Annotated in this window: 18 protein-coding genes; 4 read left to right on the top strand and 14 right to left on the bottom strand. The window is 41.9% G+C overall.

Annotation, left to right across the window (positions count from 1 at the left end):
* Positions 1 to 266 precede the first annotated feature (266 nt).
* From N6H18_RS17515 to N6H18_RS17500, 4 genes are all read right to left on the bottom strand, one after another.
* Positions 267 to 1,466 carry a serine hydrolase domain-containing protein gene (locus tag N6H18_RS17515; protein WP_262309579.1) on the bottom strand — a complete coding sequence of 400 codons (1,200 nt, stop codon included), beginning with the start codon at positions 1,464 to 1,466 and terminating at the stop codon, positions 267 to 269.
* A 522-nt stretch (positions 1,467 to 1,988) separates the two neighbouring features.
* A complete protein-coding gene (locus N6H18_RS17510; RefSeq protein ID WP_262309578.1) occupies positions 1,989 to 2,375 on the bottom strand; it encodes an HU family DNA-binding protein in 387 nt (128 codons plus the stop codon).
* Positions 2,376 to 2,678: 303 nt separating this feature from the next.
* The gene (locus tag N6H18_RS17505; protein WP_262309577.1) at positions 2,679 to 3,461 is read right to left on the bottom strand and encodes a hypothetical protein; all 783 of its coding nucleotides are present in this window, start codon (positions 3,459 to 3,461) and stop codon (positions 2,679 to 2,681) included.
* A 40-nt stretch (positions 3,462 to 3,501) separates the two neighbouring features.
* Positions 3,502 to 4,911, bottom strand: a complete 1,410-nt coding sequence (locus tag N6H18_RS17500) for a CCA tRNA nucleotidyltransferase (protein WP_262309576.1) — start codon at positions 4,909 to 4,911, stop codon at positions 3,502 to 3,504.
* Positions 4,912 to 5,009: 98 nt separating this feature from the next.
* On the opposite strand from N6H18_RS17500, the gene pafA reads away from it, so the two are divergent.
* The gene (pafA, locus tag N6H18_RS17495) at positions 5,010 to 6,641 is read left to right on the top strand and encodes an alkaline phosphatase PafA (protein ID WP_262309575.1); all 1,632 of its coding nucleotides are present in this window, start codon (positions 5,010 to 5,012) and stop codon (positions 6,639 to 6,641) included.
* Here the strand turns inward: pafA and N6H18_RS17490 are convergent.
* From N6H18_RS17490 to N6H18_RS17465, 6 genes are read right to left on the bottom strand one after another with little or no spacing between them, the layout of a single operon-like run.
* The gene (locus tag N6H18_RS17490) at positions 6,623 to 7,321 is read right to left on the bottom strand and encodes a lycopene cyclase domain-containing protein (RefSeq protein WP_262309574.1); all 699 of its coding nucleotides are present in this window, start codon (positions 7,319 to 7,321) and stop codon (positions 6,623 to 6,625) included. The two genes, pafA and N6H18_RS17490, sit on opposite strands and share 19 nt — an antisense overlap.
* The gene (locus N6H18_RS17485; protein WP_316044821.1) at positions 7,321 to 7,788 is read right to left on the bottom strand and encodes a sterol desaturase family protein; all 468 of its coding nucleotides are present in this window, start codon (positions 7,786 to 7,788) and stop codon (positions 7,321 to 7,323) included. The genes N6H18_RS17490 and N6H18_RS17485 overlap by 1 nt, the downstream gene beginning before the upstream one ends.
* Positions 7,785 to 8,300 (bottom strand): isopentenyl-diphosphate Delta-isomerase, encoded by a 516-nt coding sequence (gene idi / locus N6H18_RS17480; RefSeq protein ID WP_262309573.1) that lies wholly within the window; start codon positions 8,298 to 8,300, stop codon positions 7,785 to 7,787. The genes N6H18_RS17485 and idi overlap by 4 nt, the downstream gene beginning before the upstream one ends.
* A gap of 52 nt (positions 8,301 to 8,352) precedes the next feature.
* On the bottom strand, positions 8,353 to 9,189 hold the full coding sequence (locus tag N6H18_RS17475) for a phytoene/squalene synthase family protein (protein WP_262309572.1): 837 nt from the start codon (positions 9,187 to 9,189) through the stop codon (positions 8,353 to 8,355).
* Positions 9,173 to 10,675 carry a phytoene desaturase family protein gene (locus N6H18_RS17470; RefSeq protein ID WP_262309571.1) on the bottom strand — a complete coding sequence of 501 codons (1,503 nt, stop codon included), beginning with the start codon at positions 10,673 to 10,675 and terminating at the stop codon, positions 9,173 to 9,175. Before N6H18_RS17470 ends, N6H18_RS17475 begins: the two co-directional genes overlap by 17 nt.
* A 40-nt stretch (positions 10,676 to 10,715) precedes the next feature.
* Complete coding sequence (locus N6H18_RS17465; protein ID WP_262309570.1) at positions 10,716 to 11,600, bottom strand: MerR family transcriptional regulator; 885 nt, start codon at positions 11,598 to 11,600, stop codon at positions 10,716 to 10,718.
* 165 nt (positions 11,601 to 11,765) lie between these two features.
* On the opposite strand from N6H18_RS17465, the gene N6H18_RS17460 reads away from it, so the two are divergent.
* Genes N6H18_RS17460 through msrB form a run of 3 tightly spaced genes read left to right on the top strand, consistent with a single transcriptional unit; the run spans position 11,766 to position 15,004 of the window.
* Positions 11,766 to 14,189 carry a penicillin acylase family protein gene (locus N6H18_RS17460; protein WP_262309569.1) on the top strand — a complete coding sequence of 808 codons (2,424 nt, stop codon included), beginning with the start codon at positions 11,766 to 11,768 and terminating at the stop codon, positions 14,187 to 14,189.
* A 2-nt stretch (positions 14,190 to 14,191) separates the two neighbouring features.
* Positions 14,192 to 14,563, top strand: coding sequence for a hypothetical protein (locus N6H18_RS17455; protein ID WP_262309568.1), 372 nt, complete (start codon positions 14,192 to 14,194; stop codon positions 14,561 to 14,563).
* Between the two features lie 54 nt (positions 14,564 to 14,617).
* On the top strand, positions 14,618 to 15,004 hold the full coding sequence (gene msrB / locus N6H18_RS17450; RefSeq protein ID WP_262309567.1) for a peptide-methionine (R)-S-oxide reductase MsrB: 387 nt from the start codon (positions 14,618 to 14,620) through the stop codon (positions 15,002 to 15,004).
* Between the two features lie 81 nt (positions 15,005 to 15,085).
* Here the strand turns inward: msrB and N6H18_RS17445 are convergent, their stop codons facing one another.
* The 4 genes from N6H18_RS17445 to N6H18_RS17430 all read right to left on the bottom strand — a co-directional run bounded on the left by N6H18_RS17445 (position 15,086) and on the right by N6H18_RS17430 (position 18,324).
* Entirely contained in the window at positions 15,086 to 15,688 is a 603-nt protein-coding gene (locus tag N6H18_RS17445; RefSeq protein WP_262309566.1) for a bifunctional nuclease family protein, read from the bottom strand.
* Between the two features lie 6 nt (positions 15,689 to 15,694).
* On the bottom strand, positions 15,695 to 16,651 hold the full coding sequence (locus tag N6H18_RS17440) for an electron transfer flavoprotein subunit alpha/FixB family protein (protein ID WP_262309565.1): 957 nt from the start codon (positions 16,649 to 16,651) through the stop codon (positions 15,695 to 15,697).
* Between the two features lie 44 nt (positions 16,652 to 16,695).
* The gene (locus tag N6H18_RS17435) at positions 16,696 to 17,433 is read right to left on the bottom strand and encodes an electron transfer flavoprotein subunit beta/FixA family protein (RefSeq protein ID WP_262309564.1); all 738 of its coding nucleotides are present in this window, start codon (positions 17,431 to 17,433) and stop codon (positions 16,696 to 16,698) included.
* Between the two features lie 231 nt (positions 17,434 to 17,664).
* Entirely contained in the window at positions 17,665 to 18,324 is a 660-nt protein-coding gene (locus N6H18_RS17430) for a hypothetical protein (protein ID WP_262309563.1), read from the bottom strand.
* Between the last annotated feature and the right edge of the window lie 5 nt (positions 18,325 to 18,329).

Genomic DNA, 18,329 nt, shown 5'->3' with positions numbered 1-18,329 from the left:
GAATGGTGCGTATGTAGTCTTTGTATTAACCGGCGATGACGTGGCATGTAATTCAAACCCTTCCCTTCTCTAGAATGAATTTTAGCAATGAGTTCACGGTTAGCATTTGAGTTGTCCCATCAGCATGACCGATTCCGTACTGTGGCATGAAGATGTAACCTATCCCGTTTTTGGTGGGGAACAGTAGCCTTCATCACTTTCCTATGGACAGTATTCACTTGATCTTGAATGTTTCAATCGCAAAGCAATGGCGACCGAGCGTTTTTTTATTTTTCATTATATGGAATGTAATCTTCCCAGTACCAAGATGTATAAATATCCTTGATTCCTATTTCAAGGATTTCTTTGAAAACACTTTCTGCATTGTCACTATTTGACATTAGGAGAATTCCTATATTCTTTTCTGGAAAGAGGATCGAATAATGCTGAAAGCCCTCTCCATGACCTTCTTTAAAATATCCGTATCCATATGGCGATTTTAATATTCCCCATCCCAAACCATAACTTAAATCAATACTGTCATTTGCATTAGATTTTTCTATGGAAAGTGGTCCAAATTGTTTCTTTGACTTAATGCGAATATTAGGAGAAAACATCAATTTGGTAACAGGGGAGTTAAGGGAACATAAGGCAAGTATTTTTTCTAAGAATCTTGAGTAATCCACAGGAGTTGTTGACATTGAACCTGCAGCGGCAGGTTCATCGGCTTTATCTTTATCAATTACTTTTTGCTCTGTCGTATGTCCATTACAATAATTGTCCTCAAATCGTTCTTGCCATAAATAGCTGGTCATATCCATCTTTAAAGGATCAAAAACTCGTTCTTTTGCCAATTCTTCTAATCCTTTTCCAGTTAGGTTTTTAATAGCGTACTGTAATAACATCATTCCTTCTCCTGAATAACTGTAATCAGTTCCAGGGTCAAAATAAAACAAAATATCTCCCTCAGGAGTGAACTCTCCAGTTCTACTTATCCATCTCCAATTGGGAAAACCAGTTGTATGTGACAGGCACATTCTTGCTGTTATTTTCTTATATCGTTCATCATCCGATAGATTTTTGAATCCCCTCCATTCTTTCTCAAATTGCAATTCAGGGATGGCTGTACTGAAGTATTCCTGTAATGGTTTATCTAGGTCAATTATTCCTTCGTCAGCAAGCTGCGCCACTAGATAACCAAAAACAGCTTTACTCAAAGAAGCGCCATAAAACACTTGTTTAAGATTTAAACTATCCTTTTTATTGAGGTTTGAGAATCCGAATGCTTTTTGATATGCTACTGTATCTTGGTTGAAAATAGTAACGGTCAAACCCGTCACATTTGCTGTGTCAACAAGGGTTTTAATATTAGTGTCCAATTCAGCTTCTGCTATTGTCGAACCGTCTATTCGTTTAATTTGCGCAATCTCTGATTTTTCAGAACAACTTGAAATCAGGCAGATTATGATGATTATTAAGTATCTCATTGGGTGTCAATATTGTGTACAATGCCATTGTATGATATCCACTATATGTTTTTACCAAATCTAGTAGATAAAATATTCTTTGTCTTTTTTAGACTGGGGTCACTACCAAAACTAACACCTCAGCCTCATATTTGATCAAAACAATGGTCGGTTTGATGCGATGATCATAGGAATATACCGAAATCTTGGTAGATAGCTGCCTTCATTACTTTCTTATGGACAGTATTCACTTGATCTTGAATGTTTCAATCGCAAAACAATTGCGACCGAGCAGATTAAGCATTTTTCATGAGTATGACAGCCAACAACTGATCGCAGGCAAATATCCCTTCAAGGGCTTTTTGGGAGAATTTAGTTTACCATTCGTTTTGCCTATGATCTGGAAAGAGAACCTTTGAAGGGTTTTTCTGCACTGTTTAATCAAAGGTCATTTTGATTTTGCCCTATAGTGGGTCATGAGCCCTCTTTAAGAGTCGAACTCAGGTTAGTACGGTGCTAGTAGAAGAGAGGTGGTTTCTGGGTTTACTGGACTTTTTCAAATTTGATGGACTTCAGCATCATTTTGACACCTTTGTCGGGCAAGAAGCTGATCTTTAGGCTGTCTATATCTCTAGATGTCACGTCGTCTGCTGTATCTTTTCCTTTGCTGTGGGCGTGGATGCTAAATGTCCCCAATCCATCAATTCGCACATTTTTTCCATCCCCGAGTAGTTCTGGGATGATAGTTCTAAGGCTTTCGAATACACTAACTAAATCCGCACCACTGAGCGTACTCATGCTGCTGATATGGTTGATGAGGTATCGAGTGTCGGCAACTCTCCGTCTGGTGAGTACAGGATAGTATCTTGTGGGTCTTTTACCAGCTATGCCGCCTGGTCTTTTGCTTACTACCTTATATTTGATTGCCATGATGCGTAGATTTTGTTTTGTATCACCTTTGTTTCTATCTAAAACCCCTGTAACTCCATTGAAAAAGATAGCTATCTTTTAAGAAAAACATACCTGTCTTTTTATGAAAAGATACGTATGTTTTTCTTAAAACCCGCGCGTGTTTAAAGAAAAGTCACAGCAGCTAGGAAGAAAAATCTCGGCAGGTGTTCATGAGAATCATGGCAGATGTCGGCCAAGGGAGGGTGACTGTCATCAAAAAAGGCCAGCTCTTGATCCCGACTGGAATGATGAACTGGCCCTTTATGTTTTACTTCTTTATTCTTATTGTCCTTTTGTTAGCTTACTCAAGTTGGCCTGCGGCAACTCAAAACCTGGAGCGACGTTGAGCGCGTCAAGGAACAACTTTTTAGCATCTTCTTTTCTTCCTTCTTCTTTGGCAATCAGACCTTGCAGGTTGAGTAGTGCAGCACGCATGCTTACCTCTTGGGTGCTCTTGTCTATTTTGTTGAATACCAGTTGGATTTCATCTACGTCTTTGCGCTGTAGCAGCAAGTCGGTGGAAGTCTTGGATTCCTTGTATCGCTTGAGTTGATACTGCAAAAAAGCCATTTGATAGAGTGTGTTGGTGTTGTTGTTTTTCAAGAACAACGATTCGTAGTTGTCCAACGCTCTGGTGAGTACACCTAGGTTTTGGAACGAAAGTGCCGCAATTTCCAGGGCTGTTTCGTTGTCTGGATTGATCATCAGATTTTCTTGTGCCACCAGCGCAGAGGAGGCAAACTGATTCGCAGCATAATAAGTAATCGCCAGGGTGTCCAAAAGTGCAGGCTGATTGCCCGTGTACATCAACATTTCGTAGAGAGCCATTCTCGCGACCGCTGGGTCATTGAACTGATTGGCTAGTTGGTAGATGCTGTAGTATTTCCTCATTTGCATCTCAGGGTAGCTGAGCGAGTCCTGTGATTGAGTATTGTCTGTAGCCTGGGTGGTTTCTGTTTTCTCGGCTTTTTCTGTTTTCTCTTGTTTTGGGGCTTTCTCCTTCTTTTGGGCCTGTAGTCCTAGTGTGAGACTGGATAGTATGAGGATTGCTAATATTTGTTTCATGAGCTGTTTAATTTGAAATGGTAAATTAGTGTGGAATGAGTCAGAACTCCAACCCTTTTTCCTTGGCGATGCTGTACATCAAATTCAGTGCCTCTTTTTTGTTGTTGGGTATGATGCCTTCCAAGATCGCTTCTCGGATCTCGTTTTTGATGTCTCCCACGATGCGTGAGGGTTTTAGATGAAAGGTTTCCATAATCTCCTCACCAGACACAGGTGGTTGGAAGTTTCTCAATTGATCTTTTTCTTCTATTTCTTTGAGTTTTTGCTCTACCGTCTTGAAGTTGAGCAAATAGCGTTTGACCCTTTCGGAGTTTTTGCTGGTGATGTCGGCCTTGCACAGGGTCATGAGGTCGTCTATGTCGTCTCCAGCCTCGAAGAGCAATCGTCTGATCGCCGAATCTGTGATTTCTTTTTTGACCAGAGCAATGGGGCGCAAGTGGAGTTTGACCAGTTTTTGCACGTATTTCATACGTTCGTCGAGTGGCAACTTGAGTCGCTTGAATATAGCGGGTGTCATCCTTGCACCTCTGTCTTCGTGACCGTGAAATGTCCATCCCACTTTTTTGTTGAATCGCTTGGTTGGTGGCTTGGCTATGTCATGTAGGATAGCTGCCCATCTGAGATACAAATCATCGGTATGCTCAGAGATGTTGTCTAGGACTTGCAAAGTGTGGTAGAAGTTGTCCTTGTGCGACTTGCCGTCGATAGTTTCTACGCCATGCAGCGCCATCATCTCAGGGAAGATCAGCTCCAAGAGGCCGCATTGAAAGAGCAGATTGAAACCATAGCTGGGTTTTTTGGACAGAATAATCTTGTTGAGCTCTACAATGATTCGCTCTCCTGATACGATTTTGATCCTGTGGGCTTCTTTTTGGATCGCTTCGAAGGTCTCAGGTGCTATGTCAAAATTGAGCTGACTGGCAAATCTCACTGCCCGCATCATGCGCAAGGGGTCATCCGAAAAAGTAATCGACGGCTCCAGCGGAGTACGAATCATTTTCTTTTTCAGGTCTTTGAGACCATCAAAAGGATCAATTAGCTCTCCGTAGTTGTCAGGATTGATGCCTATCGCCAGTGCATTGATGGTGAAGTCTCGCCGGTTTTGATCGTCTTCTAGAGTGCCATCTTCTACGGTAGGTTTGCGCGATTCCTGCCGGTAGGACTCTCTGCGTGCTCCGACGAATTCGATTTCATGATCATGATGTTTGATCATGGCCGTACCAAAGTTCTTGTAGGTAGTGACCTGCCTGATGCCTAGTCTTTTGGCGCTGGCTTCTGCCAAGTCAATCCCACTACCTACACAAACAAAGTCAATGTCTTTGGAGGGTCTTTTTAACAATATATCACGTACAAATCCACCGATGACGTAGGCTTCTACCTGCAATTGTTGTGCGGAGAGAGAAACCTGATCAAAAATGTCTTTGGGAATTAAATGCTCAGCTAAATTCAAATCTATAATTTTGCCAAAAATAATTTTAAAAAGTTAAAACTGGCTTAACATGTATTGGCAATGTTTGATATAACTTCAAAACTCCAAAATTTGATAGAATGAAAAGAACGCTTTTAGTGATAATGACTTTGTTGTCTGGTTTAGTTTCTCAGGGACAAAGCAAAGTAGAGAGACCCAAATTGGTCGTAGGGATAATCGTGGATCAGATGAGAGAGGAATATCTCTACCGATTTTATGATCACTATAGCGAGGGAGGATTCAAACGAATGATGAATGATGGGTTTGAAGTCAAGAACGCTCACTTCAATTACATCCCTACCAAGACCGCACCTGGGCATGCGTCGGTGTATACAGGTACGACTCCTCGTGTACATGGCATCATTGCCAATGAGTGGTATGACAAGCAAAGCAAAGAAGAGATGTACTGTGTCTCTGATCCAGCAGCCAAGAATGTGGGAGGGTCTCAAAAGACAGGCTATATCTCGCCGGTAAATTTGCAGACTACGACAATCACCGACGAGTTGGGGTTGTTTTTTCAGGACAGATCCAAAATCATAGGCATGTCGATCAAAGACCGTGGCGCGGTGTTGCCAGCTGGACATAATCCTGATGCCGCCTATTGGTACGATACAGAGACTGGACAATTCATGTCGAGTGATTATTATATGAAAGAACTACCCAAGTGGGTTCAAAAGTTCAACAAGAGGGATTTGGTATCTCAATACATGAATGGTAGGTGGGATACTTTCCTTCCCATCCAAAAATATGTCGAGTCTGCTGAGGACGATCGACCTACCGAGCATGCCCTGATCAAAGGAGCGAAGGCCGTATTCCCATACGACTTGAATAAGGCGGATAAAAAAAGCAGTGTCATCAAGACTACACCATGGGGCAACACGATTTTGATGGATTTTGCCAAGGCATGTTTAGAAGCAGAGGATTTTGGTACGGATGATATCACAGATTTTTTAGCGATTAGTTTTTCTTCAACTGACTACATCGGTCATGCTTTTGGGCCTTATTCTAAGGAGATAGAGGATACTTATGTGAGACTGGATAGAGATTTGGCGTCTTTGTTCAACCTGTTGGATGAAAAGGTAGGTAAAGGACAATGGTCTATGTTTTTGTCCGCGGATCATGCGGTGGCAGCTATACCAGAAGCCATGAAAGCCAAGAAAATCCCAGCGGATTATTGGGATGAGTACACTATACATGCTGTACTCAACGAAAGTCTGAATGCGACATTTGGCGCTAGCCCATTGGTCGAGAATGTCAGCAATGAGCAGGTGTTTTTGAATCATGGTTTGATCAAAGAGAAGAGTTTGTCTCTGTCTGAAGTAAAACGTGCAGTGATGGCTCTGTTGACCGAAACCACTGGCATCAATGCGGTCTATCCATCTGAGGAGATCAGCAACTACTCTGGAACCAACTACGATGTGGCGATGCTCGCAGCAGGCTACAACCAGCAGCGATCGGGGGATGTGCTATTGATCGCCAACTCAGGATGGCTGGGCGGAAATCCACAAGGTGAACACCATGGCACTACACATGGATCACACTATACCTATGATACCCATGTGCCGATGTTGTTTTATGGATGGGGAATCAAAAAGGGGAAGACAGTACAATACCATCCTGTGACGGATATTGCGCCTACGCTTTCGATGTTGCTCAACATAGGAATCCCTAGCGGAGCGACAGGAAGACCCATTCAGGAGATTTTTGAATAACGCGACTTGATCACCTCATAGACGGCAATGTTCCATAGGATGAGAAGCATACCATAGAAAGTGTCCTCCAGGGGAATGGTAGCGATTCTTATGCCTAGGTTTTCACTATCATCGTACCAAACGATGGCTTCATCGATCCATGAGCCTGTCAGCAATCCATTGGTGATGAAAAAGGGAACTTGGAGGATAAGATAGGTGAAGTAAAAAGTGTTGAGATAGGGGCTAGGTTTTACAAAGGTGAAAAATAACAAGCTCGTAATCAGCAATACAAAAGTGGATGTAGGGTAGTATTTGCCGAAGTTGAGTGCCAAGAGTATCCCCAATGCCAGACATATCATCGCAGTAGTGATTTTAACTGTTTTGTCAGAGATTGGCTTGTATTCACTTACTTTGATACAATGGTAAGAAAATACACAGGCATAGGGAATGCACAGGAAAAATAGGATTTCTTCGATAGGCAGGTGCCCTATGTATAGGCCACTGAGGTAATCAGGATTGAATCCCCATATACCGATGGTGGTAAAGTATTCATCCCACACCAAAAACGGGAGGGCAACCATGATCATGGCAGGAAGGTAGAATGGCCATTGCTGATTGAATTTAATCTTTGGGTGAAAGCTAAAGATGAGTGGAATCAACAAGGCACCGAGATCTATAGAAAGGTAGGTGTATTGTGTCATCAGTCTTGATTCTTTTTGTACTGGTCGTGGTATTTTTTAGGTACGTAGAGCATCCCAAAGCATTCACCATTTTCTTTGCCAGTATGTTTGTGGTGCATTTTGTGTGCTCTTCTGATTGCCTTGAAATAAGGGTGTGAAGCTTTCGATAGCCACTTGAACCGTTGGTGGATGAAGATGTCGTGAATGGAGAAATAAAGGAAACCATACAAGGTAATACCCGCCCCGATCCAAAATGTAATGCTGGTGGTCATGGTATAAAATCCAAGATAGGTCAATACAATTCCTGGAATAGCAAAGATCAAAAAGAAGAAATCATTTTCTTCGAACCAGCCTTTTGATTTCTTGTCATGATGGTCTCTGTGCAAAAACCAAAGAGCACCATGCATGAGGTATTTGTGTGTGACCCACGCTACACCTTCCATGAGGAGGGTGGTGACCAACATGACGGCTATATTGATATACATCATTGTTTTGGGTAGTTTTCTATGACTTTGTCAACGAGTTCTTTGAACCAAAAGGTGTAGTGGTCAGGGTTTTGGGCAAGATCAAGTTTCAGGTCTTCAGGTGAGATGTATTTCACCTCAGAGACTTCTTTTGGATTGAGGCTGGCTTCCTGATCGGTCGTTCCTACAAAGACATGATCCAGTTCGTGTTCGATCAGGCCATTGTCAAAGCTGATTTTGTATTTGAAACTCAACAACCAAGTGAGGTCTGTCTTCATTCCTAGTTCTTCGTAGAGTCGTCTTTCTGCTGCTGCTTGCAAATTTTCGTTGGGACGAGGGTGGCTGCAGCAAGTGTTGGACCAGAGGTCGGAGGAATGGTATTTGTCCGAAGCTCGCCTTTGTATCAGCATCTCTCCCTGGCTGTTGAATAGGAAAATAGAGAAGGCCCGATGCAATGAACCATCCAGATGAGCTGACAATTTTTCTGCGACCCCAATTTCGTTATCCATGTGATCCACCAATACTACCTCTTCCATTTCTTTCTGTCTTTTGGATGCAAAAATATTCACACTTTCACTTTCTCTAAAATCAAATAATTTTCATTTGGTATTTGAAGATCGAATTGACCATCAGTTGCAGTTTGCGCCCATTGGATATTCTCACTCTTCTGGACATTACTTGATGTGCAGGGAGTTTGGAGATTTTGATCAGTAGATGCTTGAAATAAATGTAGGCGATGTAGACCCCTAGTTTAGAATTGGATGGTAGCTGCTTGATGCCTTCATATGCTTCTTCAAAGTCCTGGGCGATGCTTTTTTCTATCTTGGCTTTTTCTTCATCTTGGAAGCTGTTAAGGTCTATGCCAGGGAAGTAACTTCTGCCGAGTGCCTGATAATCAGCTTTTAGGTCTCGGAGGAAATTCACTTTTTGAAAAGCCGAACCTAACTTCATGGCGGAGGGTTTGAGTCTTTGGTACATGTCACCATCATTGGCTAAGAATACCCTCAAGCACATCAATCCCACTACCTCAGCCGAACCCAAAACGTATTTTTCGAAAGAGGCCACATCGTGAATATCCTCAGTCAAATCAGCTTCCATGCTGTTGAGGAAAGTATCTATCAGCTCCCATTCTATTTGGTAGTCGTGTACAGTTTTTTGAAAAGCATTGAGAATGGGGTTGATGCTTATTTTTTGCTCAATGGCTTCTTGGACATCCTGTCTGATCTTGGACAGCATGGCTTTTTTATCAAAATCATGGAATGAATCTACAATTTCATCTGCCAACCTGACAAAACCATAAATGGAATAAATGGGGTTGTGAATTTCTCTATGTAGAAAATAAATCCCCAATGAAAAACTAGTGCTATAGCGCCTAGTTATCAGTTTGCTAGAAAGAAAAGATACTTCATCAAAGATACTTTTCATAAGAAGTATTGTTTAGATAAGACAACAATTGTGAGGCGGCCAATTGACCAGAAATAATAGCTGGGGGTACACCAGGGCCAGGCACAGTGAGCTGTCCACAGTGAAATAGGTTTTTTACATTTTTACTCTTCATACTCGGTTTGAACATAGCAGTTTGGCCTAGGGTATTGGCTAGACCATATGCATTTCCCTTAAAGGAATTATAATCTTCTTTAAAATCATTGATACAATATGATTTTTTAACGATGACTCTATCAGAAATCTTATCATCGATGATTCTTTCTAGTCGAGAAATGATTTTTTGATAGTATTCTTCTCTGATTGCTTCATTGTCGGTTATTCCTGTCGCTAGAGGCATTAAGATAAACAAGTTTTCATCCTCTTCTGGAGCAACCGAGTCATCAGTTTTGGATGGGCAACAGACATAGAACAATGGTTTTTGGGGCCATTTTGGGTCTTCGTAAATGTCTCTGGCGTGCTCATCAAAATCTTCGTCAAAGAACAAATTGTGGTGGATCAAGTTTTTTACTTTTCCTTTCACGCCCAAATAAAAGATCAGCGCCGAAGGAGACATGGTTCTCTCGTTCCAGTATTTTTCGCTGTAGTTAGATTGGGTTTTTAGTATTTCTTTTTCTAGAAAATGGTAGTCAAGAGATGATACAATGCCATCGGTGTGGTGCGTTTGACCGTTGTGGATGCTTCGAGCACTATGGTTTCGAATGTCAATGTTGTCAACAGGGGCATCAAAATGGAAATTGACGCCTTGTTCTTGAGCCAGTTGGTACAAGCTCTCCGTTACTTTGTAAAAGCCCCCCATTGGGTAGTAGGTTCCTTGTGAGAGACAGCTATAGTTCATCAGACTGTACAAAGATGGGGTGCTTTTGGCAGTTCCTCCTAGGAATAGCACTGGAAACTCTAGTAGTGAGAGTAAATAGGGGTGTTTGAACGATTTTCTTAGGTAACTGTGAATGGATTGCAGGGCGTTCATTTTGATCATCTTGTAGATGATGTCAAAGGAGAAGAACTCCATGATGGAGTAAGAGGGCTTGTACACCAAATCTGAGATACCTACATCATATTTGATTTTCGATTCCTTTAGGAATTTTTCCAGTTTTACACCGCTACCAGGTTCGAGTGATTCGAAAAGCTCCTTTTGCTCTTCTAGTGTATTGGGAATGTCAATAAATTCGTTTCTGCCAAAATAAATCCTAAACCCTGGGTCTAGTTTGATCAAGTCAAAATAATCTGAAATCGATTTGTCAAACCTGCTCAGAAACTTTTCCAATACATCGGGCATCCAGTACCAGCTGGGTCCCATGTCAAAGGTGAATCCTTGTTCTTTGTACACCCTACAACGTCCCCCTGGTCCACTGTTTTTTTCAAATAGATCAACTTGAGCACCATGTTGTGACAGGACAGCCGCAGCGGACAAGCCCGCAAAACCAGCTCCTAAAACTGTGATCTTATGTGAATTGGAGATGCTCATGGTACTAATTTACACTTTGTTTAATTAAAAACACAATTTGTTAAACATTAATTAAAGATAGAAACTCAGGCGTATTGTCAACCCAAGTCACATTTGGAAGTTGAGAGAGTTGAGTTTTGTACACTTCTGCACCTCCAAGTATGGATTTTATTTCAGGGTTGGTTTGCGTGATTTTCTTCTGATATTTTTTGAATTCACTGATATAATTGGGTGTGGTTAGGATAGAGACCAGCGCAATAGGTTGGGTGTCCTTGATGGTTTCGATCAAGTTTTCTAAAGGTACACGACTACCTAAATAGATGGTAGTCATTCCATTTTTCTTCAGTAGGTAGTTGCAAAAAAGTAGTAGGATCTCATGCTCCTCCCACTGTGGTAAGAACAACAGGTATTTTAGGTCAGTCGACTCGGTGTTCTTGCCTACGCTCATAGATGCATACAGGAGTTGTTTTACCTTGTGAGACATAAAATGCTCGTGTGCAGGTGTGATTTTGTTGGCAGTCCAGAGGAAACCTATGCGATTGAGTACGGGGAATAGTATCTCTGTAAAAGCGTCTACCAAACTGGATTGAGAGATGATTTGGTTGATCAAGTCATCCAGTTCCTTTTCGTTGAAGTCTATGGCATGTTTGATCAACTGATGTATGGTGACATCTGTGTTGTTATCTTCCAGTATAGAACGCTGATTTTCTTCTAAAATCGAGGTGATTTCGTCGGGATTCATCTGACTTATCTTGGATATTTTATATCCAAGAGCCACCAGAGAGGATACATTGAGGATTTTTTTGAGTTGACCGTCGTTGTAGGATCTGATATTGGTATCAGAGCGTGATGGTTCTATGAGTTGGTAGCGCTTCTCCCAAATCCTAATGGTATGTGCCTTGATGCCAGATAGCCGTTCCAGTTCTTTGATCGAATAGTTCCCCAAACCCCCGAGATTATATCACATTAATTCTAGTTCAAGGCGAAATTTAAGCAATTGATATCTTTTAGACGCTCTGTGTCTCAAGAATATTTGTAACTTATTATTGACTCTCTTTGCCAGCTCGCTGCATCTCTCTTATCTTAGGATTTCAATTCACATTAAACCACTATGAAAATTTTTAGGTTTCTGTTAGCCCTCATTCTGACGATACTTTTCATCTTCTATGTCAATTTTAAGCAAGGTGATATCCCTCCATTAGGCAAGTTTATGAGTCCTTTTACTGGATTTTGGAAAAACGGTGAAAAGGACAGAATTGACATGCCGTCCAAGTTGAAGGCCAAGCAGCTCAAAGAAGATGTCGTGATCAAGTTTGATGACCAGGTCATTCCTCACATCTTTGCCAAAAACGATTACGATTTGTATTTTGCCCAAGGGTATATTTCGGCTTACCATAGACTCTGGCAGATGGAGTTTCAAGTGATGGCGACCGAAGGCAGGATCTCTGAAATCATTGGTGCAAAGGCACTGGATTTTGACAAGACCAACAGGCGAAAGGGATTGAAGTACGCAGCTGAGAGATCAATAGAACTCATGGAAAAGGATGCTAATCTCAACAACATGGTGCAGGCCTATACCGATGGGATCAATTACTGGATCAACTCACTGTCCTATGAAGATTATCCGATTGAGTACAAATTGCTCGATTATGCCCCAGAGCCATGGACTAAACTCAAATGTGCCTTGCTACTCAAGTATATGGCCGATATGCTGTCTTCCGGGGAAGCAGATTTGGAGAATACCAATGCTTTGACACTGTTTGGAAGGGCAGATTTTGAGTTGTTGTTTCCTGAATCATTCAGAGGTGTTGACCCTGTGATCCCGACCTCTAGAAAGTGGGATTTTGATCCTATACCTGTTCAACGACCCGATGTTACCTTTCCTCAGACTTTGACTCCATCCACGATAGCGAAACCAGACCCACGCAATGGCTCAAACAATTTTGTGGTTGGCAGGGGAAAATCTGCACACGGCAAGGTCATGTTGGCCAATGAACCAGATTTGGCTCTGAATCTGCCTTCGATTTGGTATGTGACGCAGTTGCATGCTCCAGGTATCAATACTTTTGGAGCTAATTTGCCAGGAGTACCTGGGATCATTGTGGGATTCAATGACTCTATAGCATGGGGTGTCACCAATGCCAAACGTGATGTAGTCGATTGGTATCAAATTGAGTTTAGAAACTCTCGCAGGGAAGAATACCGCTATGATAATAAGTGGCTGAAGACCGAAAAGGTCATTGAAAAAATCAAGGTGAGGGATGGTAGTACAGTGTACGACACGATTATTCATACTCACTATGGACCAGTAGTGTATGATAGAAATTTTATGGGCAACGGAGAGCAAATCAATTTTGCGATGAAATGGACGGCACACGAAGAGTCGCAGGAGTTCAAGGCATTCTACCAATTGAATAGGAGCAAGAACTATGACCAGTTTGTAGATGCGATACAATACTTCGTAGCACCTGCTCAAAATTTTGCCTTTGCATCAGCATCTGGAGACATTGCCATGTGGGTTAATGGCCGTTTTCCAATCAAATGGGATGAACAAGGGAAGTTCTTGATGAATGGTAGCGATTCAAGACAAGAGTGGGCTGGAGATATTCCACGCAATCAAAGTGCATACATATTGAATCCAGAGCAAGGATTCGTCAGTTCTGCCAATCAACACCCAGTGGATTCTACTTATCCATACTATGCTTATGACTATAATTATGAATTCTATAGAAACAGGAGAATCAATGATCGGCTCAAGCTAATGAGTGGAATGGAAGTAGGAGACATGATGAAGTTGCAGAATGACAATTATAACTACCGCGCCTCAGAAAGTCTACCGCTGATGTTGGATAGTCTGGATACAGCCAACATGTCTTCTAAGGCGCAAGCGGCATACAATATTCTGAGAAGATGGGATTATTTCAATGAGCCTGAAATGCAGGCACCAAGCTACTACGAAGCGTGGTGGAATGATTTGTATGCGATGATTTGGGATGAATTTGTGGACAGAGAAGTAGCATTGAAAAAGCCTCACGTGTTCAATACGATCTACCTGATGAATAGAGATCCATATAACAAATATTTTGATCAGGTATCTACGCCTCAGAAGGAGTCGGTTACTGATTTGATCAATCAATCATTCGTCTCATCTTTGGAGAAGATTGAGGCTTGGAAAACAGAAAATGAAAATGACCAGGTCAATTGGTATGAGTATAAAAACACAACTGCCAGGCATTTGTTGAAGTTGGCTCCATTTTCTGTAGAGAAAATCAAAATAGGTGGCAACAACAACATTGTGAATGCAGCGAGTTCTGGTCATGGACCATCTTGGAGGATGGTGGTTGAGCTGGGACCTGATCAGGTCAGGGCTTGGGGAGTATATCCAGGTAGTCAGTCAGGCAACCCTGGCAATCCAGCCTATGCTGAGATGATCGAAAACTGGTCTGTAGGCAAGTACTATCCACTCAACTTCCTTAAATCTGAACAAGAAGAAAACGCAAACCTGGTATTCACCCAAACACTTAAATCCAATTAATCATGAAATTTATCATCCGACTTTTGTTAATAGCAATATTTAGCTACCTGCTATCCTTGGTCATGCCTTGGTGGATTTTGATCTTAGTGGCGGGTATTCTGTCATTTATTTTACCAGGAGGTAATTTTAATGCCATATTGAGTGGATTGCTGGGAGGAGGCCTGCTGTGGATGGTGATGGCGTGGAAAGTCGACGTAGAAACCAACTCCATCATGTCTACCAAGATCATTCAACTTTTTCCTATCGATGATGTCAACATGATCATCATTGCCACTGGTGTGTTGGGAGGAATTGCAGGAGCTTTGGGCGCTTTTACTGGCAACAGCTTCAGGCAGATTTTTATCAAAAAGAAGGAGAAGAGCTTTTATAGCTAAAATCATGAGAACTTATTTGGTTCAGATTTGTTAATGAATTTAAACGTCGAACAAATGGAAAAGACAGAAAAGGAGTGGCAAGCAGTGTTGAACGAAGAACAATACCATGTGCTTCGCGAAAAGGGGACAGAACGTCCGTTTACAGGTAAGTATTGGGATTTTTCCCAAGATGGGAAATACTACTGTGCAGGTTGTGGAGAGGAACTTTTTGAATCATCGACCAAGTTTGACGCAGGTTGTGGTTGGCCCAGTTTCTTCCAGCCCGCAGACAAGTCTAAAGTGACCAATCATGTAGATCGTTCGCACGGGATGACGCGCACAGAAGTCACTTGCAGCAACTGCGGCGGTCATCTTGGTCATGTGTTTACGGATGGTCCCGCACCGACAGGTCTTAGGTATTGTATCAACTCTGCCTCTTTGGATTTTAAAGAGAAGGAGTAGACAATCAACTAACTAAAAAGAGCCAAGAACCAAGACTGTTACATCTTGATTCTTGGCTCTTACTTTTATGTAGCTGCCAACTTAGTTCCTGCGATTGAGTTCGTCTCTGATTTTGGCAGCTTTTTCGTAGTCCTCATCTGTGAGTGCTTGTTCTAGCAGTCTATTGAGTCCATCTATGGTTTGGTTTTTTAGATATTCTGGAGAGCCTATTGGTTCATCTTCTTCCTCTTCTTCGTTGGCCACTATCGTGTCCAGTTCTTCTTCAAACTCATCTGTTACGACGATGCCTGCTTCTTCTATCACTTTTACATTGGTGTAGATGTCAGCATTGAAGCGGATACCAATGGCGATGGCGTCAGAGGGTCGAGAGTCTATTTCAACGATTTTTCCATCCACATCTTCACAGATGATTCGGGCAAAGAAAACACCTTCTTTCAGGTCAGAAATCAAAATTTGATTGACTTGAATCCCAAAGCTGCCTGCGAAGGATTTGAATAGATCATGGGTCATGGGTCTGTTTGGAGAGATTTTTTCAATCTCAATGGCGATAGCCTGTGCTTCAAACATCCCTATGATAATAGGTAACCTTCTCTTTCCATTGCTCTCACCTAGCACCAAGGCAAACGATCCCGATTGCGCGTGACTAGAGGAGAGACCAACGATATCTAACTTAATTTTATCCAAACTACTTTATCCGTTTATCGCTTTTATTGCTTCTGTCAATTTTGGAACTACCTCGAATGCGTCACCTACTATGCCGTAATCTGCCGCCTTGAAAAATGGCGCTTCTTCGTCCTTGTTGATGACAACAATGCACTTGGAAGAGTTGACTCCAGCTAGATGCTGAATCGCCCCCGAAATTCCGACCGCAATGTACAAAGAAGGAGCCACTTTAATGCCTGTTTGACCAACATGTTCGTGATGAGGTCTCCAATCCATGTCTGACACAGGCTTGCTACATGCAGTGGCAGCACCTAGTGTCTTGGCTAGGTCTTCGATCATTCCCCAGTTTTCTGGGCCTTTGAGTCCACGACCACCAGACACGACGATGTCTGCTTCGGGTAGCAATACGTCTCCAGTTGCTTTCTCTTTAGATAGTATTTTTACTTTGAAATCATCTGTGCTATCCTCTGCTGAGAACGCCTCAACACTGGCATCTGCTCCATCTTCTTTGATTGTGGTAGCATTTTTTTTGATTCCTATGATTCTCTTTCCTTCGGTCAAGTTTACTTGAGCAAATGCTTTGCCTGTATAAATACTTCTCTTGACTACAAAGCCGTTGGAAGTGTCCGGGAGTTCGATGACATTGCTGGTTAGTGAGGCATTCATTTTGATGGAGAGTCTTGCTGCCACTGGATCACCCAAAGATGAATTGGCAAGTACCACAGTGTCTGCTGCTATTGAATCAGCTGCTTTGGCAATGGCCGAAGCATAAGCTTGAATATTGCCATCGTTGTATTTGGTATCCCCGACGTGCAGAACTTTACTGGCTCCTGCTTTTCCAGCTATTTTGAGTGAATCCGCACTTGCTTCGCCAAATGCAATGGCTGTCACATTGGAGTCAAATCCTGCAGCAAAGCTCACTGCCTCCAATGATGATTTTTTGATTGCTCCTTCTGATATTTCTATAAATACTAAAACTGACATGTTTTTCTTGGTTCAATGTTTAACAAATGTTTTCCAGTTGAGGTTTATATGACTTTTGCCTCATTTTTCAAGAGATTGACGAGTTCTGAGACATTGTCAGCACTGATCATCTTGACGGCTCCTTTGGCAGGAGGCATTTGGTATTCTTTCAACTGAGTTCTCACTGAGTTGTCAGTGGGTTCTACGACATTGAGGGGTTTGGATCTGGCGGTCATGATGCCTCGCATGTTTGGAATCTTCCACTCAGCGATTGGTTCCTGACATCCCAAAACCAAGGGTAGTTCGGCTTCTAAGGTCTCCTTGCCTCCCTCGATTTCTCTAGTCATCTTGGCGGTAGTGCCATCGATATCAAGTGTCATGATAGGAGAGAGAGAAGGAATACCTAGTATTTCGCCAACCATTCCGTGCACTGCGCCACTGTTGAAGTCTATCGACTCACGCCCCATTAAGATCAAGTCATATTGGTGTTCTTTGGCAATTGCGGCAATTTGATTTGCTACAAAATAAGAATCAGTAGGATTGGCATTGACACGGATGGCATCATCTGCACCAATAGCCAAGGCTTTTCTCAATGTAGGCTCTGTTTCTGCTTCTCCGACATTTAGCACGGTAATAGTCCCGTTGGACTGTTCTTTGAGTTCGACTGCTCTTGCCAGTGCATAATCATCGTATGGACCGATGATGAATTGCACACCTGTTTTGTCAAACTGGGTATTGCCGTCGGTAAAAGAGATTTTGGAAGTCGTATCGGGTACGTGTGTTATACAAACCAGTATTTTCATGCTTGTGTATTTTTAATGTTAACGTTGTGTAATTCTTGGTTTTGGCAGAAGTCAAAAATAGAAATAAGAGAACTCAATTTTATCTCATTCTGCACTCCTCTAATATAGTCAATCTATTAAAACATGAGATTAGATTGCTGACAAATCATTGGATGGGATGTCACCAAATGTCTACGGGAATTCATCATGTTTTGTGCTGTATTGGAGGTTAAACTTAGTAATACAAATGAATTATTTGGTCATAACCACCCCGTCATGCAACAGGCTTTTGGTAATCGTCCTAGCGTACTCATCTATAGGGAAATCATTGCGCAATTCTTGGTCAATGTTGTAATGAGAAATCCATACTAAGCCACTACCGTCAAATTCATTGTAATCCATCATCATGTAAAAATTAGTCTCCAAGATGGCAAAATCTGTTTTTTCGGATGATTCTAGTGTTTCATACCTGTTTTGGAAGTATTGTCCAAAGCGATACATCCCTTCACCATGATGACCCAATGCTTCCTGACTGACATGCTCGTCTTGACTATCGATTGGATCAATCAGGGAAGCAGTAAGAATGCCATCAAACCCCAAAGAAAACAGGTATCTCTTCATATGAGTAGGATTGATATTGCCGTCTGTTTTTATGTCATAGACCTCATGGCCAGCTACCGAATTGATTCCTTTTGATTTTAGGTATTTGACCGCGTCTATTTCAAAACTGTGGTTATTGTGCATGCTCTTTGTGAGTCCAAAAACCACGATTTTTCTATACTTTTTGGATTCGTAAAGATCACTTTCCCATACTGCATTCAATTCTAATCCTTTGGATGAGACACAGGAAACAAGAGATAGCCCTGTGGATAAAATAGCTAGGAGTCTTAATAATTTTTGAAACAAATTCATGTTTT

Origin of the sequence: Reichenbachiella agarivorans (assembly GCF_025502585.1) — a bacterium.
Classification (GTDB): Bacteria; Bacteroidota; Bacteroidia; order Cytophagales; family Cyclobacteriaceae; genus Reichenbachiella; species Reichenbachiella agarivorans.
Note: the sequence above shows the minus strand (reverse complement) of the source record. Positions and strands in the feature narration are given on the sequence as shown.